We start from the raw sequence: 22,098 nt of genomic DNA on the forward strand, positions 1-22,098 counted from the left end.
AGCGCGTGCTCCATTGCGCCCGGCCACCAGCCAAGCCATGCGCGGATGACCGATGCGCGGATGACCGGTCAGTGCGCGGCAGATGCGCGCGCCAAAGTTGCCGTAGCCGCCAAGAACCAGGGCGGTGGCTGGCGTGGTGGGTGCGTGGTGGGAGGTGCCATGGCCCGGATCGGTCCCCGGATCAGTCGATGACGGCAATGCCTTTGATCTGGGCAAACACGGACTGGCCCGGTGCCAGCGCCAGCGCCTGGGCCGAGCGCTGCGTGACCCGCGCCAGCAGGCGTGTGGGGCCGACATCGAGCGCCACCATGTGCTGGCCGGGGCTGTCCTGCGCCAGCGCCACCACGGTGGCGGGCAGGATGTTCAGGATGCTGCTTTCGCGGGCAGCGGCCAGCGCCAGGCTCACGTCGCGCGCCTGCACGCGCAGGCGGATCGGCGCGCCCGCTGCGCGCGCCGCCGGGCTGACCAGCAGCAACTGTCCGCCGGCAAACGCCACGGTGGCGATATGGTCCTGCGCATCGTGGCGCAGCACCCGGCCTTCGATCACCGTGGCCGCCGCATCGCCATGGGCCAGGGGCAGGTCCAGGCGCACGAGCAACTCCTCGGTGCGCCCCTGGGCCAGCACGCGCCCGGCCTGCAACAGCACCAGATGCCCGGCCAGCCTGGCGACCTCGTCGAGCGCATGGCTGACATACAGCACCGGGATGTCCAGCCCGCGCTGCAGCCGCTCCAGATAGGGCAGCAGTTCGGCCTTGCGCGGCGCGTCGAGCGCGGCCAGCGGCTCGTCCATCAGCAGCAGGCGGGGGCTGGTGGCCAGCGCCCGGGCCAGCGCGACGCGCTGGCGCTCGCCGCCCGACAGCGCCTGCGGGCGGCGCTCCATCAGCGGGCCTATGCCGAGCAACTCCACGGCCTGCTCCAGCGCCACCCGGCGCCGGGCCGGGGCGGTGCGCCGCAGCCCATAGGCAATGTTGCCGCGCACGCTCAGATGCTCGAACAGGCTGGCCTCCTGGAACACATAGCCCAGGCCGCGCTGGTGCGTGGCGCGCCAGATGCGCAGCGCGTCGTCCTGCCAGATGTCGCCGTTGACCAGCACGCGGCCCGGCTGCGCGCGCACGAGTCCGGCGATCGCGCGCAGGCAGCTGGTCTTGCCGCAGCCCGAGGGGCCAAACAAGGCCGTCACGCCGCGCCCGGGCAAGCGCAGATCGACATCCAGCGTGAAGCCGGGGTACGCCAGTCGCAACTGCGCGATGATCTGCGCCGATTCGGCGCCCGCTGCCATCACGGCACCGGCGCCGCGACCCTGCGGCGGGCCAGGTTCAGCCCGAGCAGCACGACGAACGAAAACAGCACCATGCCTGCGGCCAGGCCATGGGCCTGCGGGTATTCGAGCGCCTCGACATGGTCGTAGATTTGCACCGACACCACCCGCGTCACGCCCGGAATATTGCCGCCGAGCATCAGCACCACGCCAAATTCGCCCACCGTGTGCGCAAAACTCAAAATCGCCGCCGTGATGAAGCCCGTGCGCGCCAGCGGCAGCGCCACGCTGAAGAAGCGGTCCAGCGGCCCCGCGCCCAGCGTGGCAGCCGCCTCCAGCGGGCGCTGGCCCAGGGCTTCGAACGCATGCTGCAGCGGCTGCACGGCAAAAGGCAGCGAATAGACCAGCGAGCCCAGCACCAGCCCGCCAAAGCTGAACGGCAGGTGGCCCCAGCCCAGCCATTGGCTGAACTGCCCCAGCGGCCCATGGGGGCCGAGCGCGAGCAGCAGGTAAAAACCGATCACCGTCGGCGGCAGCACCAGCGGCAACGCCACCACGGCCGACACCGGCCCGCGCCAGCGCGACGGCGTGTGCGCCAGCCACCATGCCAGCGGCGTGCACAGCAGCAGCAACAGCACCATGGTGGTGGCCGCCAGCCGCAGCGTCAGGCCGATGGCGGCCAGGTCGGCGTCAGAAACCATAGCCGTAGGAACGGATGATCGCGCGCGCCTTGTCGCCCCGCAGGTATTGCAGCAGCGCGGCCGCAGCGGCATTGTCCTTGCCGGGGGCCAGCAGCGCGGCATCCTGCCGGATCGGATCATGCAGGCTCGTCGGCACCAGCCAGGCCGAGCCGTTGGCAATCCGGCCATCGACCATCACCTGCGACAGCGCCACGAAACCCAGTTGCGCGTTGCCGGAGGCGACGAACTGGTACGCCTGCGCAATGCTCTCGCCCTGCACCAGACGCGGCTGCAGCGCCGTGTCCAGAGCCATCTTCTGCATCACCTGCACGGCAGCAGCGCCGTAGGGCGCCAGCTTGGGGTTGGCAATCGCCAGATGCCGGAACCGTTCGGTGTTGAGCACCGCGCCCTGCGCATCCACCAAGTCTGGCTGCGCGCTCCACAGCACCAGCCGGCCCAGCGCGTAGGTAAAGCGCGTGTTGGCAATGGCCAGGCCCTCGCGCTCGAGTTTGGCCGGCGTGGCCTCATCGGCCGACAGCAGCAACTGGAACGGCGCACCGTTGACGATCTGCGCATAAAACTTGCCCGTGGCCCCGAACGACAGCTCGGCCTTGTGCCCCGTGTCTGCGGCAAACGCGGCGGCAATCTTCTGCATCGGGGCCGTGAAATTGGCGGCCACCGCCACATGAACCTGTTCGGCATCGGCGGCCAAGGCGGCCAGGGCCAAGCCCAGCGCAGCCAGGGCGCGGGGCAGGGCGGGCAAGCGGGATTGCATGGCGGTCGGGATGGTCATGGTCGTGTGGGCGCGATGCGCCGCTATTCATTGAAGGAATAGCGAAAGTATAGGACAGGCGCCGGCCGCCAACGGGTCGCCGATCAACCGCCCACTGACCATCCACTGACGGCCCACTGACGGCCCACTGACCACCCATTGACCGCCAGCCGTCCCGGCGACGTCCCCGGCAGCGTGCCCGCGCGCCGATCCGCCAGAGGGCGGCAACAAAAAAATGGCGGACTTGCGCGGCCGCCTGGAAATTCTGCCTATAATGCCGGGCTTGGCGGCTGTAGCTCAGTTGGATAGAGTACTTGGCTACGAACCAAGGGGTCGTGGGTTCGATTCCTGCCAGCCGCACCACAGTATTGAACGTATCGAACGATCGAACGTCCAGCCTCGAACGCCCAACCGCTACCGGTTGGGCGTTTTTTTTGACTCCGCACATCGCCGGGTTGCAGGCCATCGTGCGTGTGCCGCCCGGCGCCAGCCAGCAGGCCCCGGCAGGCCCCGGCAGACCATTCCCGCCGGCTTGCCTTTGCGTTGCGTCGTCGATCCCCGGCCGGGGCCGCCCGGATGCGGCTCGCTCCCATGCCTGTCGAAGCAGGGCGGCATGGGACAGGGGGGTACCAGGAATCAAACGCTGCGACCGCCCACCATGACCGATTCTTCCTGCGGCGTGAGCAACGGGCCATCGAGCGTGACACGCGAATGGTCGTTGCGGAACCTGGCGATGATGGGCCTTAGTTCTTCCTTGACATGCTTTTCGCTCTGGCCATTGAACAGGTGGCCGAGCAAGCCACGGCGCAGATCGCTGGTGCCGAGAAACCAATCGGCGATCGGGAACGTGAGGTTCATGTTGTACTTCATCATGATCCCCGGGTTGTGATGGGCCGTGTGGTGGCGCCGGATCGTGTTCACGAACGGGACGTTGCGCACGAACCAATTGTCGTGCACATGGCAGCAGTAGTGGAAGGTCTCATAGATCAGGTACTGCGCGAGCATCGTCACGAAGACGACGTAGCCGGCGTTGGCGTTGACGATCAGCGCGGCGAGCCAGCCCAGCATGAGTCCGCCCGCACCCAGCGTGAGCAGCACGCGCCACGGAAAAAACACGATGCGGAACTCGCGCGCGGTGTCGATCGTGGGTTCGAGGTCGGTAAAGTACTGGTGGTGCTGGCGCGTGTGGCGCTCGTAGATGGCACGCAGCGCAAAAACGTCGATGCGCTCGTGCATCACATGCCGGTGCATGAACCATTCGACGAAATTGCCGGCGATGAAGACCGGCGCCAGCAGCAGCCATTCCCAGCCGGCGTCCTGCATCTGGCGCAGACAGTACCCGATGGCGGCGATGCCTGCGCCGTACAGCACGGCGACATGCAGCAATCCACTGTACGAAGGACTGATCCCGGCTTGGTACTGCGCGCGGAACTTGCGCTGGCGTTCGGTCATCATGCGCTGCTCTCCTGTCACTGGCGTGCGTTTAATATATCAGTTGAATTTTTCACGTCAAGGGCCGGCCTGCGACGACAGCGCCCGGGCCAGCCAATCTGCCACCCCGCGCGCGCTGCGGAAATCGGCCACGGAGCGCGCCACCATGCCCGGATACGCCTGCATGAACATCTCGCTGAGCGAGCGGCCCGGGCCCAGTTCCAGAACGACACGCACGCCCGACTCGACGATGGCGCGCATGCAGTCCTCCCAGCGGATGGTTTCCGACACCGCGCGCTGCAGCGCCTCCGGCGCGTCGGCGCCGCGCCGGCAGCACCGCCCGTCGATGCCGCGCAGCACCGGCGCCGTGGGTTCATTCATCGGGCGCCTGGCCAGCCACGCGCCGAATGCGCGCGCTGCGTCACCGAGCAGCGCCGTGTGCGACGGCACCTGCACTTCGAGCCTGCGGGTCCAGGCGCCGCGCGCCCTCAGCCGCGCCTGCGCCGCGACCAGGTCGGCGTCGGCGCCGGCGAGCACGGCGTGGTCGCTGTCATTGACGATGGCCAGGTGCGTTCCGCTGGCGAGCGACGTCAGGGTCTCGACCGGCAGGCCGCGGACGGCGAGCATGCCGCAGCCCGGTGGGGTGTGCCGGTCCATCAGTCGTGCCCGCACCGCCGCCGCCTCGGCGGCGCACGGCGGCTCCCAGGCGCCGGCGCAGCCCCAGGCCGACAGCTCGCCGACGCTATAGCCGGCGTACAGCGCCGGTGGCGGCAACTGCGGCTGCAAGACCGCCCAGTTCGCGCTGGCCAGCGCCACCAGCGCCGGCTGCGCGAAGGCGTTGTCGAACAGGCCCTGACCCTGCCGCGCCCGCGCGACCAAGTCGCCGAAGGACTGCAGCACCGCAGCGCCACGCGGATCGGCTGCGGCGAAGTCGAACATGGTGGGCGACTGGTTGGCCTGGCCCGGGCAGACGATGGCGTACTGGCGCATGCGGCTCAGCCTTCGGCGGCGTGCACGAAAAGGCAGACGGCGAGCAGATCGGCGCTGCCTCCGGGGCTGAGCCAGCGCTCACGGAAGGCCAGGTGCAGGTCCGTCGCCCGTCGTTGCCAGCGCGCTTGGAACACGCCGCCGTCGGCCAGAAAGCGGGTTGCCTGCACGCGCGCGTAGGCCAGACCTTCGCGGCCGCCACGGTGCAGCAAGTTGGTGTCGTCCAGATGCCCGAGCAGCGCAAAGAATGCCTGCACGCGGGCTTGGTTCGGCGCGGCCGAGCGCGCCAGCGCAGCGCGGTAGGCCGGCAGTGCGACCCGGTACACCGACGGAAACCCGGCCGCAGCCTGCGCCTGCGCGCCACCGACGCCGTACCGCGCACTGGCACGGCTGCCGTGGCTGGGTGCGGCGCCGTTGCCGCAGGTCGCCGCAGCGCTGGCGCCGTCGATGGCCGCAGGGCGGTTGCCATCGGGCGCCGTCGGGCGGCTGCCGTGGATCGCCGCCGGGTGGTTGTCATCGAGCGCCGCCGGGCGGTTGCCATCGATCGCCGCCAGGCGGCGCTGGGCAGCAATGTCTGCGCCCCAGCGGCGGCGCACGATCTCGCCCAGGGATGGAGCCGGGGCGGCAGCGTGCTGCGCTGCACGGTGGCCTGCCGCCGCCGCCAGCAGCCCCAGGTGAAAGATCGCGCCGCGGTGCGTGTTGACCCCATGCGTCGCGCGCAGCATGCGCTGCTCGGCCGCGATGCCCAAGGCTTTGAGCGTGTCGAACGCGGCCCCGCAGGCGCCGACCCGGGCGCAGTCCTCGAAGTAGCGGCGCAGCGCCAGCGTGCTGCGCACCAAGGTCGTCGCATCCATGTCGCGATGGCTGCCGCTGTCGACCAGGCTTACCAGTCCGGGCTTGGGATAGGTCCGCAGTTCGCCCAGCAGCGCCTGCACTGCCAGGTTGCGCAGGGCCTGGGCCTGGGCCTGGCGGGGCCGGGCCTGCGCCGGGTCGGCGGCGCATGGCCGGGTCATGGCGTGGCCTGATGGGGCCATGCAGCCCACACTGCCGGGCGCGGCCACAGGCTCGCTCCCCGGTCCGATTTGACGAGTATCTGCGGCCCCGGCAAGGCCAGTTCACGCCACGCCACGGCGGCGCCCGAGGGCAGTTCGATCTCGCCGTCGAGGCGCACGGACCCGGCCTCCTCGACCGCTGCCACCCAGTCCAGCCAGCGCCGTGCCTGGCTGGCAGACGCTGGCCGCGCCAGCAGGTCGAGGTCGGAGCGTTCGTGCAGATAGCGGGCTGCGGCCGCATGACAGCTTGGCCTCGGGCCAGACGCGCTGTCGGAGTGTTCGTGCCAATGGCTGTCTGCGGCCGCGTGCTGCCAGAAGACCGAGCCGTACACCGCCAGCGGCATCGGCATCGGCGTGTCTGCGTCGAATTCCAACAGGCGCGCAGCCACGCCGCGCATCGCCTGCGGCAGCGCGGGCAGCGCGGCGCGCAACGGCAACGGCTCTTGCACCCGGACGATGGACTGCGGCGCAACGCAGCAGGACAGCCGCACGGCCGCCGTGCCGTCCTGCGCGCGGGCAAGAGCGAGGCCGAGCGGGCGCCAGCCGGGAATGTCATCGGCGTTTGCGCTGCGCCCGACGACGGCAAGCCCCTGCTGCGCGCGCGCGATGAATGCCTGCACCGCGCCGGCGCCGGTGCCGGCGCGCATGTCCTGCGCGCGCAACGCTGGCGCCAGCCAGACGCGCCGGTGACGCCATGGTGCGCAAGCAGTCCGCATCAGACGCTGGCTCGTTCAGGGGGCCGACAGCATGGCCGCGATGACCGGCCCGGCATGGGTGCGACCGCCCCGCGCGGCGCCCAGCCTGGCGCGCGCGTCGCCGCCGGCCGGCAATTGCAGCGCGCGCGCCAGATGCGCGGCCAGATCTGCATCCCATACCTCCTCGATCGCGCCGAGCCGTTGGTAGTTGTCGACGCCAGGGCCGAAGATCGCCGATGTGCGGCACAGCGCCTGCAAGTCGTCGATCGCGATCCGGGTGATCCGCGCCATCGCGGGCAGCGCCATCACGCGGATTTGTGCATCGGCCAGCGCGTAGCAGCGGTCGGCGATCATGCCGAGCGACAAAAAGCCGCCGCTGACCGCTGCGCCATAGACCAGGCTCAGCAGCAGATGGCCGCGCGCGCGTGCCAGTTCGAAGCAATGGGCCAGATGCGCCAGGTAGCCGGCGTTGCCCAGCAGTTCGTCGCGCCGTGACAACTGCTGGCCTTGCGTGTCCACCAGCATCAGGATCGGCCGCTGCGGGTGGTTTTCGACGACCCGCAGCACCTCGGCGGCCAGCGCGAGCGCCAGATCGACGCCGATGGCCGCGCCGTCGCGCGTGCCGATGATCGCCACCCGGCCTGGTGTCGCGTCACCGATCATCTGTCGGTCTGCGCTGGCCATCGCAGCGCATCGCGGCGTTGCATCGCTTGCCAATACGCTCGGTATTGGCTGCGCGCTGCGTCTTGCGCTGCGCTCCGATGGCTGCGCGCAGCCTACGACATCTGATCCGTGACGCGACACCAGTGTCGCGTCACCGATCATCTGTCGGTCTGCGCTGGCCATCGAAGCGCATCGCGGCGTTGCATCGCTTGCCAATACGCTCGGTATTGGCTGCGCGATGCGCCTTGCGCTGCGCTCCGATGGCTGCGCGCAGCCTACGACATCTGATCCGTGACGCGACACTGGTGCGCTGATGCCGGTGCCGCGCACCAGGCGGGGGTCGCCGGCATCTGCGGCTATGTCATGGCCGGCGGGGAACAATCGGTCGCACAGGGCCAGCACCTCAGTCATCGCAGCGCTCCCGCAGGGTGTCGGCCAGTGCGACGAAGTCCTGCTCGTCGAGCATCGGCAGGCCGGCCGGATCGGCCACGCCGAGCAAGGCCCAGACTTCGGTGGCGTCGGACGCGCCGCCGAAGCGGCGCAGCCGCCGGGCCAGTGCCGCGTGCTCGCGCTGCACCGTCTCCAGCGTCAGCGGCGCCGGGCGCTCGATCAGCACGGCGACCGCGCGGCGCAGATCAGCGATGCTGTCCAGCGCGAAACTGCTGGCCTCCCCGATCAGGTAGCGGTGCTTGCCGCCCATGGTGCGCCAGACCAGCGCCCGGTCGCTGGCGTCGAACTCCTCGACGCCCTGTTGCGACTCTATGACCTCGGGGCCTGACACGGAATGGCGCCCCTCCTCGGTCATCACGATATGGTCGCAGCTACGGGCGACGATGCCCAGGCCGCCGTAGCAGCCGTTGGCGCCGGCGCAGACGGCGATGACCGGCACGCCGGCGGCACGGGCCTGGAACAGCGCGCGCTGGATCTCCGAGATCGCGATCAGGCCGGCGTTGGCCTCGTGCAGCCGCACGCCACCGGTGTCCCACAGCAGCACGACCGCGTCGGGCCGATCCCGGGCGGCACGCAGCAGCAGCCCGGTCAGTTTGGCGCCATGCACCTCGCCCACCGAGCCGCCCATGAACGCCGGCTCTTCGGCGGCGAACAGCACCGGCCGGCCATCGAGGCGCGCGCTGCCCGTCATCACGCCGTCGTCGAGCGCGACCGGCATGCCCAAAGCGGCCAGATGCGGGCTGGTGACGCGCGCCTGGGGCGGCAGGATCTCGACCACCGTGCCGTCGTCGAAAAGACCGCGCACGCGCTGCCGGGCATTGGATTCGTAGTAGCTCGCCGCCGGCATTTCAGGCCCTCAGTTCTTCGGCCGCCTGCGCCAGCCGCAGCGCCACCACGGCGGGCGTGGCGCCCGCGTCGTTGATCGTCACCAGCAGGTCGCCGGTGCGCTGGCGCGCGGCGAAGTCGGCGAGCACGGCGCGCCAGGTGGCGTCAAAGCCCGCGATCGGGGTGTCGACGACGAAGCGGATGATCCCGGCCAGCGGGCGCGGCTCGAACAGCGCCTCCAGGTTCCCCGAACCGACGACGCCGACCAGCACTGGCGCCGACGCCGGCGCCGCTGCCGACGGGAAAGGGCCGAACTCGTATTCCAGATGCTCCATCGCCGTGTCTCCGTCACCCCGTCACCAGTGCCGAAAGCGCTTGGGCGGATCGTAGAGGCCGCCCGAGCAGCGTACCAAGTCCTTGATCGACCTGGCGGCCAGCAGGTCGCGCGTGGCCAGGCGCGCGTCGATGCCCAGGTCTTCGGGGCGTTGCACGATGCCGCGGCCACGCAGGTTTTCCACCACGCGCCGGTCGCGCGCCAGGCCCACCGGCGTGTAGCCGGCAACGCCGCGAATCGCCTGCTCGCGCTCGGCGGGCGTGGCGCAGCGATGCAGGTGCGCGATGCCTTCCTCGGTGACGATGTGGGTCAGGTCGTCGCCGTAGACCATCACCGGCGGCAGGGCCAGATCGAAGTCCTGCTGCAGGCGCCAGGCGTCGAGCCGCTCGACAAAGGTGGGCTGCATCTTCTCGCGAAAGCTCTGGACCAATTGCACTACCAGCTTGCGCCCACGCGGCATGCGCGACTGCCCGTCGGCGCTCTCGGCCCCGGCCTTGAGCCAGGCCGGGCTGGCGTGCCGGCGGCCACGCGCCTGGCTGCCGAAGTTGGGCGCGCCGCCAAAGCCGGTAATGCGGTCGAGCGTGGCGGTCGATGAGTTGCCCTCCAGATCGATCTGCAGCGTGGAGCCGATGAACAGGTCGGCGTAATGGCCGGCGAGCTGGCAAAAGACGCGGTTCGAGCGCATCGACCCGTCGGGGCCGGTGAAGAAGATATCCGAGCGCTGCTCGATATAGCGCTCCATGCCCGGCTCGGAGCCGGCGCAGTGGATGCTCTTGATGAAACCGGCCTCGATCGCCGGGATCAGCGTGGGGCATGGGTTGACGCTCATGTATTCGCAGATCCGGCCCTTGAGGCCCAGCGAATCGGCATAGGTGGGCAGGATCAGTTCGATCGCCGCAGTGTCGAATCCGATGCCATGGTTCAGACGCCGCACCTGGTATGGCGCATACAGGCCCTTGATGACCATCATCGCCATCAGGATCTGCACCTCGCCGATCTGCGCCGGGTCGCGCGTGAAGATCGGCTCGATATGGTGCGGGCTGGGCGCTTCGAGCACGAACGAGACCCAGTCGGCCGGCACATCGACGCGCGGCACGCGATCGACGAGCTCGTTGACCTGCGCAATCACGATGCCGCTCTTGAACGCCGTCGCCTCCACCACCGCAGGGGTGTCCTCGGTGTTCGGGCCGGTGTAGAGATTGCCCGCCCTGTCCGCGCTCTGCGCCGCGACGAACGCGACACGCGGCGTCAGGTCGACAAAGTAGCGGCTGTACAGCTCCAGGTAGGTGTGGATCGCGCCGACCTGTATCCGGCCCTGCTTGATCAGCCGGCCCATGCGCACGCCCTGCTCGCCGGAGTAGCAAAAGTCCAGCTTCGTGGCGATGCCGCTGTCGAAGATGTCCAGGTGCGACGCGAGCGCGATGTTCGATTGCACGATATGCAGCCCATGCACCCGCGCCGGGTCCACCCGGGCCAGGCCCGCCGACAGGAAGTCGGCGTGCTTTTGGTTGTTGCCTTCGATGCAGACGCGGTCGCCCGGCCGCAGCAGGGCCTCGAGCAGCGCCACCAGTTGCCCTGCCGCCACCTGCTTGCCGCAGGCCAGATGCGCCGCGCGCGCGAGCCGCTCGGCGCGGTCCTCGGCGAGTTGGTTCCAGCGCTGCGGGGGTGGTCGGGAAATGGCGTTCATCGCGGGCTGCCGCTTCAGCTTTCCTGCGTGATGCCGGCGTCGCGGATCACCGCGCCCCATTTCCTGAACTCGTCGCGCGTGAGCTCGCCGACCTCGGCTGGCGTGCGCGGCCGGATGTCGTCATAGCCGAGCTTTTCGAGCTCTTTGGCCACCGCCGGGTTGGCCACGATCTTGCGCAACTCGGCCTGGTAGCGGGCCGCCACCGCAGCCGGCAGGCGCGCCGGGGCGACCATCGTAAAACTCAGCGCCGCGTCGTAGCCGGCCAGACCCTGCTCGGCGAGCGTGGGCACCTCGGGCAGCACGCCCGAACGCCCGGCGGTCGTGACGGCCAGCGCGCGCACCTTGCCGCTGCCGATCATCGGCAACGCAGGACCGATCGAGGCCATCATCAGCAGCACCTGGCCGCCCACCAAATCGGTCAGCGCCTGGCCTGCACCACGGTACGGCACATGGTCCGCCTGCACGCCCGCGCGGCTCTTGAACAGTTCACCGGCCAGATGGTGCACCGAGCCTATGCCCGAACTGGCGTAGCTGTACCTGCCGGGCGCGCTCTTGAGCAGTCCGATCAGTTCGCCGACGCCGTTCGCCGCAACGCTCGGGTGCACGATCAGCGCCAGGCCGGTGGCGCAGATGTACGACAGCGGCGTGAAGTCCTTGACCGGGTCGTAGCCGACCTTGCGCAACTGGGGGATGATGACCATCGGCCCGGTGTCGGTCAGGCCTATCGTGTAGCCGTCCGCCGGCGCGTGCGCGACGAACTCGGCGCCTATCGAAGCGCCGGCGCCGGGCTTGTATTCGTTGATCACCGGCTGGCCGAGCAGGGCCTGGAGATGGCGCCCGATGATGCGGGCCGTGGCATCGGTGGCGCCGCCCGCGCCGTACCCGAGCACGAGCCGGATCGGCCGCTGCGGAGTCCAGGCGGACTGGGCCTGTGCACGCAGCGGCATCAGCGCGGCCGCCGCGCTCAGACAGGTCAGCACTCGCCGGCGATCGGAACGCATGGGCTGATCTCCTTTACGGGGCTTCGGGCCTTCGGGCCTTTGGGATAGCAAAGATATATCAGTTGCGTACAAAGTCGATCGGTAGTATCCCGCAGGCTGGTTTCATGGGCCTGTGCGCCCGATATCGGCGATGCCTGGTGTCGCGTCACCGATCATCTGTCGGTCTGCGCTGGCCATCGAAGCGCATCGCGGCGTTGCATCGCTTGCCAATACACTCGGAATTGGCTGCGCGCTGCGCCTTGCGCTGCGCTCCGATGGCTGCGCGCAGCCTACGACATCTGATCGGTGACGCGACACTGGTGGTCGGCCGTCTGCACGAGCCCCGGGCATTCCAGCCACGCCATGGCGATGGGATACGATCGATTTTTTCTTCCGGAGTCCAAGCGATGGTCACGAAACCGGTCGCACGGCCCAAGGGCGGCGCGCGCAACGCCGGGCCGATAGCCGCAGCCCATCCACTGCCTGAGCCCAAGGCCAAACTGACCGATCTGGCCTACGGGATGATCGAAGAGGCGATCGTCACGCTGCGCATCCCGCCGGGCAGCGCCATCTCCGAGCAGGTGTTGTCGGAGATGACGGGCGTCGGCCGCACACCGATCCGCGAGGCGATACAGCGGCTGGCGCGCGAGCATCTGATCATCGTGCTGCCCCAGCGCGGGCTGCTGGTGTCGGAGATCGACGTCAACAAGCAACTCAAACTGCTGGAGACGCGCCGCGAAATCGAGCGGCTGATCTGCCGCAGCGCCGCGCGGCGCGCCAACGATGCCGAGCGCAAGCGCTTCGTGCAACTGGGGCAGGAATTCCTGCGCTCGTCCGCGAAGAACGACGACGTGGCCTTCGTCCGCGCCGACCGCGCGTTCAACGAACTGTGCCTGGTCGCAGCGCGCAACGAGTTCGCCGAAGGCGCAATGCGCCTGCTGCACGGCTTGTCGCGGCGCTTTTGGTACCTGCACTACAAGCAGACGGCCGAGATGCCGGAGATGGCCCGGCTGCATGCGGCGCTGGCCACGGCGCTGGCCATGGGGGATGTGCAAGGCGCCGGCGAGGCCAGCGACCGGCTCATCGACAACCTGGAGAACTTCACGCGCGCGACGGTCATGCCCGGTCGCTGAGTGCGCCGGCCTGCCATGCCGGGCGCCGTTCAATGCGAGAGCTCCTCGAGCGATTGCCCCTTGGTCTCCACCCCCAGCAGGGCCACGACCCCGGCCGCCACGACGAACGATGCCGCCCCGAGCGTGAAGATGCCGGCCTGCCCCGCCACCGGCAGCAGCAGGCCGACGAGGTAAGGCCCGGCGAGAGAGCCGACGCGGCCCACCGACGAGGCGAAGCCGGCGCCCGTGGCGCGCGAGCGCGTCGGGTACAACTCCGGCGTGTAGGCGTACAGCACGGACCACATGCCGAACAGGAAGAACTGCATGCACAGCCCGGCAATGATCAGTTGCGCAACCGGCGCATGGCTCGCCGCCGCCTGGCCGTAGCAGTACGCGGCGATCGCGCTGCCGGCCAGCATCAGCACGCAGGTCGGCTTGCGGCCCCAGGCTTCCAGCAGCCAGGCCGAAAAGATGAACCCCGGAATACCCGCCAGCGAGATCAGCACGGTGTAGCGCACCGACTTCGCGACCTCGTAGCCGGCCTGCTGCAGCAGCGCGCCAAGCCAGGTCGTCAGGCCATAGTAGCCCAGCAGCGCGAACAGCCACAGCGCCCATAGCATCACGGTGCGGCGCGCGTAGACCCCTTGCCAAAGCTCGGCGAACGGCACCCGCCGTGGCGCTGGCGGCGCCCGATGGCCCGATGCCGTGGACACCGGCGCCAGCATCTGCCGGCCCGAGGCGAGCAGCACCCGTTGCTCGAAGCCGCTGGTGACCGCGTCGGCCTCGCTGAACCGGCCGGCGTCCTCCAGCCAGCGCGGCGACTCGGGCACGAAGCGGCGCACGACGAACACGAAAACCGCCGGCACGGCCAGCGCGATGAAGATGCCGCGCCAGCCTATCGATGGCAGGCAAAGGTAGGCGCCCACACCGGCCGCGATAAAACCCAGCGGCCAGAAGCCCTCCAGGATGGCGACATAGCGGCCACGGCTTTTGGCGGGCACGATCTCCGAGACCAGCGCTAGTGTCGCGTCACCGATCAGATGTCGTAGGCTGCGCGCAGCCATCGGAGCGCAGCGCAAGGCGCATCGCGCAGCCCATACCGAGCGTATTGGCAAGCGATGCAACGCCGCGATGCGCTTCGATGGCCAGCGCAGACCGACAGATGATCGGTGACGCGACACTAGGCCGATCGGGAATTCCATGCCCATGCCAAAGCCGAGCAGCACCCGGTAGCGCATCAACTCATCGACGGTGTGCGACAGGCCGCACATCAGGCTGCCCGCGCCCCAGAAGACCATGCTGAGCTGAAACACCGGCTTGCGCCCGAACTTGTCGGCCAGCAGACCCGCCGTGGCCGCGCCGAAGAACATGCCGACGAAACTGCTGCTCGCCAGCAGCCCGGTCTGCGCCGGCGTCAAAGCAAACTCCGCCTGGATCGAGCCGAGCACGAAAGTCATGATGCCCAGGTCCATCGAATCGAAAAACCAGGCCGCCGCGATGATGGCGAACAAGCGGCGCTGATAGCCGGTCATCGGCAGGCGCTCCAGGCGCGCGGCAACCGGGTGGCGCTGCGCTCCGCCGGCAAGGGCGTTCATGGCATCTCCGGGATGCAGGTCAAATGGACTGCACTTCTAATATATTAGATACATCCCGTTCATATGTCATAGGTATCGACCCTGACCGGGCGGCGGCAGCGGCCGGATTCGTTGCCGCCATCATGGCCGCCGGGCAGGCCGGGCAGGGCGCCGCGCCGGGCGCCGTTCGTCGGGCGGCGCGTTGCCAGCCGCGCGCCGAGGATTTCCTCCGGCCGAGAAATCGCACATTTGCACCGCCAACTCGACAATGCGCTGGACGGCCGGGCCGGGATTGTCGTTCCGGTACACGGCGCCATAGATCATCGGCGGGGGCATGGGATCGGATTTGACGATGCGCAAGAGACCGGCCTCGATGTCCGGCCGCACATAGTCGAGCGCCAACTGGCTGATGCCGAATCCATTGATGGTCAATTGCCTCAGCACCGTCGTGCTATTGGTCTGGAATAGCTTGCCGAACTGGAACTTGTGCTCGGCCCGCCATGCCTCGTAATACCTGTTTTTTGCCGCCCCGCTCGATTGTTCCAGGACAGGGTAGAGACCGAACTCGTGCGGCTTGAGCACCCGGTCGGGAATTTTCAGGCTGGGACTGGCGACCCAGAGATCTTCGACCTGCCCCACCTTGACCGTTTCGTAGCTCTTGCCCCAATGAGTCCCCGGCATGATGGCGATGTCGATCTTGTTCGCCTCCAGGCCCGCAAACAGCAGCAAGCCTGCGTCGACGACCGGCTCGATGCTCATCTCGGGGTGCAATTGCCGCAAGCGTTGAATGAAGCGCGTGAGCCAGGTCATGGCGATCAACTCGGTCACGCCGACGCGAAAAGTGCCGCGCAGCGTCTGGTCGCCGCCCATCTCATGGTCGATGCGCGCCCACAGCCTTTGCGACTCTTCGGCCAGCGGCAGCAACCGGCGGCCGGCCTGGGCCATTTCAAGCCCCTGCGCAGTGCGGTGCAGCAGCGGCACCCCGAATTCCTGCTCAAGCTCCGCCACCCGCTTGGAGATGGCCGATTGCGTGGCGCGCAATTTCGCCGCTGCCGAACTGAAGCTGCGCAGTTTGGCGCTGTAGACAAATGCCTCCAACTGTTTGAAGGTGATGTTCATTCTTCGGCAATTTACCCGTAGTGTCGCGTCACCGGTCATCTGTCGGTCTGCGCTGGCCATCGGAGCGCATCGCGGCGTTGCATCGCTTGCCAATACAGCTCGGTATTGGCTGCGCGATGCGCCTTGCGCTGCGCTCCGATGGCTGCGCGCAGCCTGCGACATCTGACCGGTGACGCGACACCAGTGTCGCGCCACGAAAAAATGGAATGGCCGGCTACGCCGATTTCTCGTTTGTTTTGCGCCGGGCCATGCCCAATACTGCGCCCCATCCATCCACGGCTATCCCATGCCCATCCCGACCATGCCTGACCTGCCTGCCCGTCTGCACCGGATCCGGCCCTCGCCGAGTTCCATGGCCAGCCAGCGTGCGCGCGCGCTGCGTGGCCAGGGGCGCGATGTGCTGGCACTGACGGCGGGCGAGCCGGACTTCGATACGCCGCAGCATATCCAGGAGGCGGCCCGCCGCGCGATGGCCAGCGGGCAGACCCGGTATACCGACGTGGGCGGCACGCCCGAACTCAAGGAAGCCATCGCGGGCAAGTTTCGCGCCGAAAACGGGCTGCATTTTTCTCCCGACGAGATCATCGTCGGCGCCGGCGCCAAGCAAGTCATCTTCAATGCGCTGATGTGCACCGTCCGTGCCGGCGACGAGGTCATCGTTCCGGCGCCGTACTGGGTGTCTTATCCGGACATCGTATGGCTGGCCGGAGGCATGCCCGTCCATGTCGACTGCCCTGCCAGCCTGGGCTTCAAGCTCCAGCCCGAGGCGCTGGAGCAGGCCATCACCGCCCGTACCCGCTGGCTGATCCTGAATTCGCCGAACAATCCGAGCGGCGCCGCATACCTGTTTGCCGAACTGCAAGCGCTGGCGGAAGTCTTGAAACGCCATCCGCAGGTCTGGGTCATGACCGACGATGTCTATGAACATATCCTCTACGGCGACATGCCGTTTGCCAGCATCGCCCAGGTCGCGCCCGAACTGAGAGAACGCATCCTGACGGTCAATGGCGTCTCCAAAGCCTATGCGATGACAGGCTGGCGCATTGGTTATGGCGCGGCGCCGGCGCAACTCATCGAGGCGATGGTCAAGCTGCAATCGCACAGCACTTCGGGGGCCAGCTCGATCGGCCAGGCGGCCGCAGTAGCCGCGCTCACCGGCCGCCAGGACTTCATCGCCACCAACCGCGCCGTCTTCCGGCAGCGGCGCGACATGGTCGTGGCGGCGCTCGATGCGATCGATGGCATCCACTGCCACCTGCCCGATGGCGCGTTTTATGTTTTCGCCTCCTGCGCCGACCTGTTCGGATTGCGCACCCCCACGGGCCGGGTCATCCGCAGCAGCGACGATTGGATCGGGCACCTGCTCGATTCCCAGGATCTGGCCGCGCTGCAAGGCAGCGCCTACGGCGTCGGGACGCATTTCCGGCTCTCCTGTGCCAGCAGTGGCGAGCACTTGCGCGAGGGTTGCCGGCGCATCGCACGGGCGCGCGCGCAGCTTGGCCCCTGAGCGGCGCCCGGGGTACCTGCATCGGCCGCACCGTCAATGTCTGCAACATGGGAACTCGCATGCAACGTCGGGCTTTTCTTCACATCCTGTCCGTGGCCGTGGCGGGCGCGGGAATGCTTTGCGCGCAGGCGCTGGCTGCGGATGCGTTTCCCGGCAAACCGGTGCGCATTCTCGTGGGCTTTTCACCGGGCGGCTCCAATGACATCGTGGCGCGCCTGATAGCGCCCAAACTGGCCGAAGGGTTGGGGCAGCAGGTCATGGTCGAAAACAGGCCCGGTGCCGGGGGAAACATCGCCGTGTCCGCATTGCTGTCGGCCCCTGCCGACGGCCACACGCTCCTGATGTGCACGACCGGAACCTTGTCGATACAGCCCCACTTGGTCAAGAGCATGCCCTTCGACCCGGAAAAAGACCTCGTGGCGGTCACGCAGATCATCGATGCGCCCTATATGCTGATGGTCAATGCCCGGTTGCCGGTCAGCACTGTGCAGGAACTGGTCGCCTACGCCAGGAACCGGCCAGGCGAACTCAACTTTGCCTCGTCCGGCGCCGGCACGGGCAGCCATCTGGCCGGTGAGATGCTCAAGTCGCGCACCGGTATCGACATCGTTCACATTGCCTACAAAGGCACAGGCCAGGCCATGGCGGATGTGCTGGAGGGCGCCGTGTCGATGATCTTCGATCAGCCCGTCAGCTCGATGCAGTACGCGCGCGCCGGCAAGCTGCGGGCGTTGGCCGTCGCCGGCCCGAAGCGCCTGGCCGCATTCCCCGAGGTGCCCACCGTGATGGAAGCCGGCATCGCCGAGTTCGAGCCGGTGACCTGGTCGGGCATCTGCGCCGCCAGGAACACGCCGCCGGCCGCCATCGAGCGCATACAGCGCGAGATCGCCAAGGTTCTCGCCATGCCCGGGATTGCCCGACGCCTGGTGCAGGACGGTCTGGAGCCGGTGGGCAGCACGCCTGCCAGGTTCCACGACTTTCTCGTCGCCAACAAACGCACATGGGGGAAGGTGATCGAGAGCACCGACCTCAAGCCCGAATGAGCATGACCGAGTGAGCATGAAAAAACGAAACGGCGCGATGCGACGGCGCGCCTGGGCAGCGGCTGCCTTGCTGGCAACGCTTGCAGGCGCCTCGTTGGCCCAGGAAGTTTGGCCGGCCAAGCCGATCAAATTGATCGTTCCGTTTCCGCCCGGCGGCGGCACCGACGCGATGGCCCGCTTGCTGGCGGACAAACTGGCGACGCAGGCCGGCTGGACCCTGGTGATCGACAATCGCCCCGGCGCCGGGGGCAATCTCGGCCTCGACGCCGTTGCCAAGGCCGTGGCCGACGGCTACACGATCGGCCTGGGCCAGACCGCCAACCTCGCGATCAACCCGGCGCTCTACCCGAAGATGCCCTTCGATCCGTTGCAGGACTTTGCGCCGATCACGAGCATCGCGTCCCAGCCCGTGGTGCTGCTGGTCAATGCGGTTTCCGTGCTCAAGACGCTCGCGGACGTGGTCCACGCATCCCGGGCCAAGCCCGAGTCGCTGCGCATAGGGCTGGCCGGCAATGGCACCGTGGGCCATCTCGCGGGCGAAATGCTCAAGCGGCGCGCGGACTTCGAGATGCTCAACGTTCCGTACAAGGGCGCCGGGCCGGCAATGACGGACTTGCTCGGCAACCAGGTGGAACTCAATTTCGCCAACACTGCGCCCGCCATTGCGCAGCTTGCGGGCAAGCGCGTGCGCGCCTTGGCCGTGAGTTCGGCGCAGCGCGTGCACAGCGTGCCCGAACTCGCCGCCGTGCCGAGCGTGGCCGAAGCGGGCTATCCCGGCTTCGAGGCCATCACCTGGACCGGCCTCGTCGCGCCCGCAGGCACGCCACAAGCCGTCGTCGAGCGCATCAACGCCGAGATGCAGAAGGTGTTGAAGACCCCGGACGTGCAGCACAAATTGCTCTCCGAGGGGAGCACGCCGATGGGGGGAACCCCCCGGCAGTTCGCCGACTTCATCCGCGCCGAACACCGCAAGTGGGGTACGCTGATCCGGCAAGCCGGCATCAGGCTCGATTGAGCCCGATGGAGCCCGATGGAGTCGCTCCACCGCGCCGTGCGCAATCTGCGGTGCAATGCAGCGGGGGCCGCCCCCTGCCTGCGGACAGGGCGCAACGGGTCTTGCCCGGCGCCAAAGACGCTGCGGGGAGCGTTCCACTTCATTTTTTGCGCAGCCACATCCGATTGTCATGACCACCATCTTCGTTACCGCACCCCGGCTGGCCGCAGCCGGGGTGGATCTGCTGGCCCAAGCCGGCGCCCGCGTGTTCTATTTGTCCCGCTCCGACGACGCCCGGGAGGTGGAGCGCATCATGGCCTCGGAGTCGATCGACGCCGTCATTTCGCGCACCGTCCCGCTATCGGCCAGGGCCATTGCATCTTGCCCGGCGCTGAAGGTGATATCCAAGCACGGCGTGGGGGTCGGCAACATCGACGTGGATGCGGCCACGCGGCGCGGCATCCCGGTCTACATCACGCCCGGGGCCAACGCGCAGTCGGTGGCCGAACTGACCCTGGGGCTGATGTTCGCAGCGGCGCGGCGCATCGGCTGGATGGATGCCGAACTGCATGCGGGCCGCTGGTCGCGTGCGCAAGACGGCGTGCAACTGTGCGGCAAGACGCTGGGCCTGGTCGGCTTCGGGCAGATCGGCCAGCGCGTCGCGACCGTATGCCTGGCATTGGGCATGCGGGTCGTCGCGTTCGATCCGGCATTCAAGGACGGCCCTGGCCCGGTCGATGGCGTAGCGCTGCTGCCGACACTGGCCGAGTTGCTGCCGCTGGCCGATGTGCTGAGCCTGCATGTGCCGCTCAACCAGCACACATGCAAACTGCTGGGCGCCGCAGAGTTCGGCCGGATGCCGCGCGGCGCAATCCTGGTCAACACGGCACGCGGCGAGGTCGTGGACGAGCCAGCCCTGCTGGCGGCCCTGCAAAGCGGCCAGCTCTACGCTGCGGCGCTGGACACCATGGCCGTCGAGCCGCTGCCGGCCGACAGCCCGCTGACGAAGATTCCGAACCTCGTGCTCACGCCGCATGTGGGCGGATCGACGCCGGCGGCATTGGCCACGGTGGCCAGCGCCGCTGCCCGCAATGTGTTGGGCTGGCTGCAAGGCCGGCCGGTCGAACGCTCCGCGTGCGTCAATCCACAGGTTCTTTCCTGAGCATTGCCTGCCCCCGGCGCCGGTCTTGTGCGCTACGACCGATCGGCGCCCACCAGGGTCGATCGGATCGGTCCATTCCACCCATTCGGCCCATCCGCCTCGTGTCACCCGACAGCGCCGGCGGCTCGAACGGCATCCTGACGCGCTTGCGCGGCGACTATCTGGCCTGCAACGGCTCGACGCCGAGAGCAACGCGGCACTCGCCGATGCTGGAATGCGCAAGAAGGCCGATGCCGCCGGTCTGCCATTGCGCGGAGGCACGGCAACGGATTTCACCGAATTCACCACCAGCGAAACGAGCAAGCGGCAGCAGCGCATCGAGGCGGCGAACATTCCCGCCGAGCAGGCTGGTAGAGTTGCGCCGCAGCGGCGGCGCGGCTGGTTCCGGCACCGCTGGAGCCGAACGGCGTGAGGTGGTGGCTTTCCGCCGGCCACAGGCCCACGCCAGAGGATGCGCCCGATCGCTGCAATATCTGCAATACCTGCGCCGCAGCGGAGCCACGCCGCCGGCTTTCAGATACAACGCCCGTCATGCCGCCGGATGCCGATGGATGGCCTCGCCCGGACGCGGCAGACATTGGCCATTGCCTTCATTTCTTCGGTGTCGAACCCATGAATCCAAACAGCCAGCCGCGCCAGCCGGATTGGGACTTGCTCGTCAGTTGGATTGCTGTCGTGGAGTCCGGCAGCATCTCCGAGGCGACGCGACTGTTGGATATCTCGCAGGCCGCCGTCTCCCAGAGGATCAAGCAACTGGAGACTTTCTTCGGGACGGCGCTGCTTGACCGCAGCACCCGTCCGGCGCAGCCTACTGCCGCCGGGCAGCGCCTTTTCCAACACGCGAAGGAACTGCTCACGCAAGCCGACCAGATGGTCGAGAGCGTTCGCAGTGTCAGCCGCGCAAAGCGCATGGCCGTTCGGATCGGTTGTGTCGATTCGTTCGCCGCCACCGTCGGCCCACTGCTCATCAAGGGCCTGTCCGGCTCGTCCCATCAGATCCGGCTGTGGTCGGGCATTACGCCGACCCTCGACGCGCTCATCGAAAGCCGGCAGTTGGACTTGGCCGTGACGACGAGCGCTTTTCTGTCCGCCGGCATTTCACGCGCCTGCCTTTTCTCTGAAAAATACTATGTCGTGCTGCCAACGGGATTCGACCTTCAGCCGCTGTGCTCGTTGACAGAGCTTGGGCGGCAACTCAAATTCATTCGATACAGCGCGCGATCGGTCATCGGGCAGCAGGTGGATGACTACCTTCGCCACTGTGGCGATCATCTGGAGCGGACCTACGAATTCGACACCACGGACCCCCTTCTCAGCCTGGTTGCCAACGGCATGGGATTTGCGCTGACCACGCCTTTGTGTATTTGGCAGTCCCGCCACTTCGTTCCGGAGATACATGTCGTCCCCCTGTCGGCATTCCTTCGGCATGGCCGCGCCTATGCCGATTTGAGTCGGGCCTTTTTTCTTGCTTACCGCCAAGGCGAACTCGGCACCTTGCCCACCGAGGTCCGGGATTTGGTGAGAATCGCGGCGCGGCATCAGATCTCGAAAGACATCGCTGCCTGCCTTCACCTCGAAGCCGATGTTCTCTTGGTGTCGGAGAGCGATGACTGATTCATCGTTGCCGCGTGCGATACGCCGGCAGCTTTTGCAAAGGCACTGAATCGGTGTAATCCACCATTGCAATTTCCTCGGGGCTATTTCCGGTCTATCGGGGAAATGGCCGGCCATGGCCTGCGAAGCCGGGGCAACCACCCATTCCACAGTGCCCCA

General features: G+C 68.0%; 23 protein-coding genes and 1 tRNA gene. 10 read left to right on the forward strand and 14 right to left on the reverse strand.

The window, feature by feature from the left end:
• Window positions 1–181: 181 nt before the first annotated feature.
• From modC to modA, 3 genes are read right to left on the reverse strand one after another with little or no spacing between them, the layout of a single operon-like run.
• Window positions 182–1,279, reverse strand: a complete 1,098-nt coding sequence (modC, locus tag VEIS_RS14050) for a molybdenum ABC transporter ATP-binding protein (RefSeq protein ID WP_011810618.1) — start codon at window positions 1,277–1,279, stop codon at window positions 182–184.
• Window positions 1,279–1,959, reverse strand: a complete 681-nt coding sequence (gene modB, locus VEIS_RS14055) for a molybdate ABC transporter permease subunit (protein WP_011810619.1) — start codon at window positions 1,957–1,959, stop codon at window positions 1,279–1,281. Before modB ends, modC begins: the two co-directional genes overlap by 1 nt.
• Entirely contained in the window at window positions 1,949–2,731 is a 783-nt protein-coding gene (gene modA, locus VEIS_RS14060) for a molybdate ABC transporter substrate-binding protein (RefSeq protein ID WP_011810620.1), read from the reverse strand. The genes modB and modA overlap by 11 nt, the downstream gene beginning before the upstream one ends.
• 265 nt (window positions 2,732–2,996) lie before the next feature.
• Between modA and VEIS_RS14065 the strand changes: the two genes are divergently transcribed.
• Window positions 2,997–3,073, forward strand: a tRNA-Arg gene (locus VEIS_RS14065).
• Between the two features lie 273 nt (window positions 3,074–3,346).
• Here the strand turns inward: VEIS_RS14065 and VEIS_RS14070 are convergent.
• The 5 genes from VEIS_RS14070 to VEIS_RS14090 are packed head-to-tail and all read right to left on the reverse strand — an operon-like array spanning window position 3,347 to window position 7,538.
• On the reverse strand, window positions 3,347–4,165 hold the full coding sequence (locus VEIS_RS14070; protein ID WP_011810621.1) for a sterol desaturase family protein: 819 nt from the start codon (window positions 4,163–4,165) through the stop codon (window positions 3,347–3,349).
• A 54-nt stretch (window positions 4,166–4,219) separates the two neighbouring features.
• Window positions 4,220–5,131 carry an acyltransferase domain-containing protein gene (locus VEIS_RS14075; protein ID WP_011810622.1) on the reverse strand — a complete coding sequence of 304 codons (912 nt, stop codon included), beginning with the start codon at window positions 5,129–5,131 and terminating at the stop codon, window positions 4,220–4,222.
• A 5-nt stretch (window positions 5,132–5,136) separates the two neighbouring features.
• On the reverse strand, window positions 5,137–6,141 hold the full coding sequence (locus VEIS_RS14080) for a triphosphoribosyl-dephospho-CoA synthase (protein WP_011810623.1): 1,005 nt from the start codon (window positions 6,139–6,141) through the stop codon (window positions 5,137–5,139).
• Window positions 6,138–6,896, reverse strand: coding sequence for a malonate decarboxylase holo-[acyl-carrier-protein] synthase (locus VEIS_RS24835; RefSeq protein WP_011810624.1), 759 nt, complete (start codon window positions 6,894–6,896; stop codon window positions 6,138–6,140). The genes VEIS_RS14080 and VEIS_RS24835 overlap by 4 nt, the downstream gene beginning before the upstream one ends.
• Window positions 6,897–6,911: 15 nt before the next feature.
• Window positions 6,912–7,538 (reverse strand): biotin-independent malonate decarboxylase subunit gamma, encoded by a 627-nt coding sequence (locus VEIS_RS14090; protein ID WP_232287692.1) that lies wholly within the window; start codon window positions 7,536–7,538, stop codon window positions 6,912–6,914.
• Between VEIS_RS14090 and VEIS_RS28785 the strand changes: the two genes are divergently transcribed.
• The gene (locus VEIS_RS28785) at window positions 7,520–7,852 is read left to right on the forward strand and encodes a hypothetical protein (RefSeq protein ID WP_157048521.1); all 333 of its coding nucleotides are present in this window, start codon (window positions 7,520–7,522) and stop codon (window positions 7,850–7,852) included. The genes VEIS_RS14090 and VEIS_RS28785 overlap by 19 nt on opposite strands.
• A gap of 89 nt (window positions 7,853–7,941) precedes the next feature.
• On the opposite strand, the gene VEIS_RS14095 is transcribed toward VEIS_RS28785, so the two are convergent.
• From VEIS_RS14095 to VEIS_RS14110, 4 genes are read right to left on the reverse strand one after another with little or no spacing between them, the layout of a single operon-like run.
• Complete coding sequence (locus tag VEIS_RS14095) at window positions 7,942–8,835, reverse strand: biotin-independent malonate decarboxylase subunit beta (protein WP_011810626.1); 894 nt, start codon at window positions 8,833–8,835, stop codon at window positions 7,942–7,944.
• Between the two features lies 1 nt (window position 8,836).
• The gene (gene mdcC, locus VEIS_RS14100) at window positions 8,837–9,148 is read right to left on the reverse strand and encodes a malonate decarboxylase acyl carrier protein (protein WP_011810627.1); all 312 of its coding nucleotides are present in this window, start codon (window positions 9,146–9,148) and stop codon (window positions 8,837–8,839) included.
• 21 nt (window positions 9,149–9,169) lie between these two features.
• Complete coding sequence (gene mdcA / locus VEIS_RS14105; RefSeq protein WP_011810628.1) at window positions 9,170–10,834, reverse strand: malonate decarboxylase subunit alpha; 1,665 nt, start codon at window positions 10,832–10,834, stop codon at window positions 9,170–9,172.
• A gap of 14 nt (window positions 10,835–10,848) precedes the next feature.
• Complete coding sequence (locus VEIS_RS14110; protein ID WP_011810629.1) at window positions 10,849–11,835, reverse strand: Bug family tripartite tricarboxylate transporter substrate binding protein; 987 nt, start codon at window positions 11,833–11,835, stop codon at window positions 10,849–10,851.
• Window positions 11,836–12,221: 386 nt separating this feature from the next.
• On the opposite strand from VEIS_RS14110, the gene VEIS_RS14115 reads away from it, so the two are divergent.
• Complete coding sequence (locus tag VEIS_RS14115) at window positions 12,222–12,947, forward strand: GntR family transcriptional regulator (protein WP_011810631.1); 726 nt, start codon at window positions 12,222–12,224, stop codon at window positions 12,945–12,947.
• A gap of 29 nt (window positions 12,948–12,976) precedes the next feature.
• Here the strand turns inward: VEIS_RS14115 and VEIS_RS26385 are convergent, their stop codons facing one another.
• Window positions 12,977–14,521 (reverse strand): MFS transporter, encoded by a 1,545-nt coding sequence (locus VEIS_RS26385; RefSeq protein ID WP_011810632.1) that lies wholly within the window; start codon window positions 14,519–14,521, stop codon window positions 12,977–12,979.
• Window positions 14,522–14,641: 120 nt separating this feature from the next.
• Window positions 14,642–15,619, reverse strand: a complete 978-nt coding sequence (locus VEIS_RS14125; RefSeq protein WP_011810633.1) for a LysR family transcriptional regulator — start codon at window positions 15,617–15,619, stop codon at window positions 14,642–14,644.
• 20 nt (window positions 15,620–15,639) lie between these two features.
• Here VEIS_RS14125 and VEIS_RS26390 point away from each other — a divergent pair, with 20 nt between their 5' ends.
• From VEIS_RS26390 to VEIS_RS14155, 7 genes are all read left to right on the forward strand, one after another.
• Window positions 15,640–15,792, forward strand: coding sequence for a hypothetical protein (locus VEIS_RS26390; protein ID WP_232287693.1), 153 nt, complete (start codon window positions 15,640–15,642; stop codon window positions 15,790–15,792).
• Between the two features lie 128 nt (window positions 15,793–15,920).
• Entirely contained in the window at window positions 15,921–17,126 is a 1,206-nt protein-coding gene (locus tag VEIS_RS14130; RefSeq protein ID WP_041950866.1) for a pyridoxal phosphate-dependent aminotransferase, read from the forward strand.
• Between the two features lie 59 nt (window positions 17,127–17,185).
• The gene (locus VEIS_RS14135) at window positions 17,186–18,169 is read left to right on the forward strand and encodes a Bug family tripartite tricarboxylate transporter substrate binding protein (protein WP_011810635.1); all 984 of its coding nucleotides are present in this window, start codon (window positions 17,186–17,188) and stop codon (window positions 18,167–18,169) included.
• 16 nt (window positions 18,170–18,185) lie between these two features.
• Window positions 18,186–19,184, forward strand: a complete 999-nt coding sequence (locus VEIS_RS14140; protein ID WP_011810636.1) for a Bug family tripartite tricarboxylate transporter substrate binding protein — start codon at window positions 18,186–18,188, stop codon at window positions 19,182–19,184.
• Window positions 19,185–19,353: 169 nt separating this feature from the next.
• Window positions 19,354–20,325, forward strand: a complete 972-nt coding sequence (locus VEIS_RS14145) for a hydroxyacid dehydrogenase (protein WP_011810637.1) — start codon at window positions 19,354–19,356, stop codon at window positions 20,323–20,325.
• A gap of 214 nt (window positions 20,326–20,539) precedes the next feature.
• Window positions 20,540–20,737 carry a hypothetical protein gene (locus VEIS_RS14150; RefSeq protein WP_041950052.1) on the forward strand — a complete coding sequence of 66 codons (198 nt, stop codon included), beginning with the start codon at window positions 20,540–20,542 and terminating at the stop codon, window positions 20,735–20,737.
• 200 nt (window positions 20,738–20,937) lie between these two features.
• The gene (locus VEIS_RS14155; RefSeq protein ID WP_011810638.1) at window positions 20,938–21,939 is read left to right on the forward strand and encodes a LysR family transcriptional regulator; all 1,002 of its coding nucleotides are present in this window, start codon (window positions 20,938–20,940) and stop codon (window positions 21,937–21,939) included.
• The last annotated feature ends 159 nt before the right edge of the window (window positions 21,940–22,098 follow it).

The sequence above is a fragment of the Verminephrobacter eiseniae EF01-2 genome, assembly GCF_000015565.1.
In the GTDB taxonomy this organism is placed as follows: Bacteria; Pseudomonadota; Gammaproteobacteria; order Burkholderiales; family Burkholderiaceae_C; genus Acidovorax; species Acidovorax eiseniae.

Bases quoted from the DNA above. Each gene is read 5' to 3' on its own strand.
- mdcA (WP_011810628.1), bottom strand. From the start codon at position 10,834: ATGAACGCCATTTCCCGACCACCCCCGCAGCGCTGGAACCAACTCGCC.
- VEIS_RS14095 (WP_011810626.1), bottom strand. From the start codon at position 8,835: ATGCCGGCGGCGAGCTACTACGAATCCAATGCCCGGCAGCGCGTGCGC.
- VEIS_RS14080 (WP_011810623.1), bottom strand. From the start codon at position 6,141: ATGACCCGGCCATGCGCCGCCGACCCGGCGCAGGCCCGGCCCCGCCAG.
- modC (WP_011810618.1), bottom strand. From the start codon at position 1,279: ATGGCAGCGGGCGCCGAATCGGCGCAGATCATCGCGCAGTTGCGACTG.
- VEIS_RS14110 (WP_011810629.1), bottom strand. From the start codon at position 11,835: ATGCGTTCCGATCGCCGGCGAGTGCTGACCTGTCTGAGCGCGGCGGCC.
- VEIS_RS26385 (WP_011810632.1), bottom strand. From the start codon at position 14,521: ATGAACGCCCTTGCCGGCGGAGCGCAGCGCCACCCGGTTGCCGCGCGC.
- modB (WP_011810619.1), bottom strand. From the start codon at position 1,959: ATGGTTTCTGACGCCGACCTGGCCGCCATCGGCCTGACGCTGCGGCTG.
- VEIS_RS14075 (WP_011810622.1), bottom strand. From the start codon at position 5,131: ATGCGCCAGTACGCCATCGTCTGCCCGGGCCAGGCCAACCAGTCGCCC.
- VEIS_RS14150 (WP_041950052.1), top strand. From the start codon at position 20,540: ATGCGCAAGAAGGCCGATGCCGCCGGTCTGCCATTGCGCGGAGGCACG.
- VEIS_RS14155 (WP_011810638.1), top strand. From the start codon at position 20,938: ATGAATCCAAACAGCCAGCCGCGCCAGCCGGATTGGGACTTGCTCGTC.
- VEIS_RS14070 (WP_011810621.1), bottom strand. From the start codon at position 4,165: ATGATGACCGAACGCCAGCGCAAGTTCCGCGCGCAGTACCAAGCCGGG.
- VEIS_RS14115 (WP_011810631.1), top strand. From the start codon at position 12,222: ATGGTCACGAAACCGGTCGCACGGCCCAAGGGCGGCGCGCGCAACGCC.
- VEIS_RS14135 (WP_011810635.1), top strand. From the start codon at position 17,186: ATGCAACGTCGGGCTTTTCTTCACATCCTGTCCGTGGCCGTGGCGGGC.
- VEIS_RS14125 (WP_011810633.1), bottom strand. From the start codon at position 15,619: ATGAACATCACCTTCAAACAGTTGGAGGCATTTGTCTACAGCGCCAAA.
- VEIS_RS14130 (WP_041950866.1), top strand. From the start codon at position 15,921: ATGCCTGACCTGCCTGCCCGTCTGCACCGGATCCGGCCCTCGCCGAGT.
- VEIS_RS14140 (WP_011810636.1), top strand. From the start codon at position 18,186: ATGAAAAAACGAAACGGCGCGATGCGACGGCGCGCCTGGGCAGCGGCT.
- modA (WP_011810620.1), bottom strand. From the start codon at position 2,731: ATGACCATCCCGACCGCCATGCAATCCCGCTTGCCCGCCCTGCCCCGC.
- mdcC (WP_011810627.1), bottom strand. From the start codon at position 9,148: ATGGAGCATCTGGAATACGAGTTCGGCCCTTTCCCGTCGGCAGCGGCG.
- VEIS_RS24835 (WP_011810624.1), bottom strand. From the start codon at position 6,896: ATGCGGACTGCTTGCGCACCATGGCGTCACCGGCGCGTCTGGCTGGCG.
- VEIS_RS14145 (WP_011810637.1), top strand. From the start codon at position 19,354: ATGACCACCATCTTCGTTACCGCACCCCGGCTGGCCGCAGCCGGGGTG.
- VEIS_RS14090 (WP_232287692.1), bottom strand. From the start codon at position 7,538: ATGATCGGTGACGCGACACCAGGCCGGGTGGCGATCATCGGCACGCGC.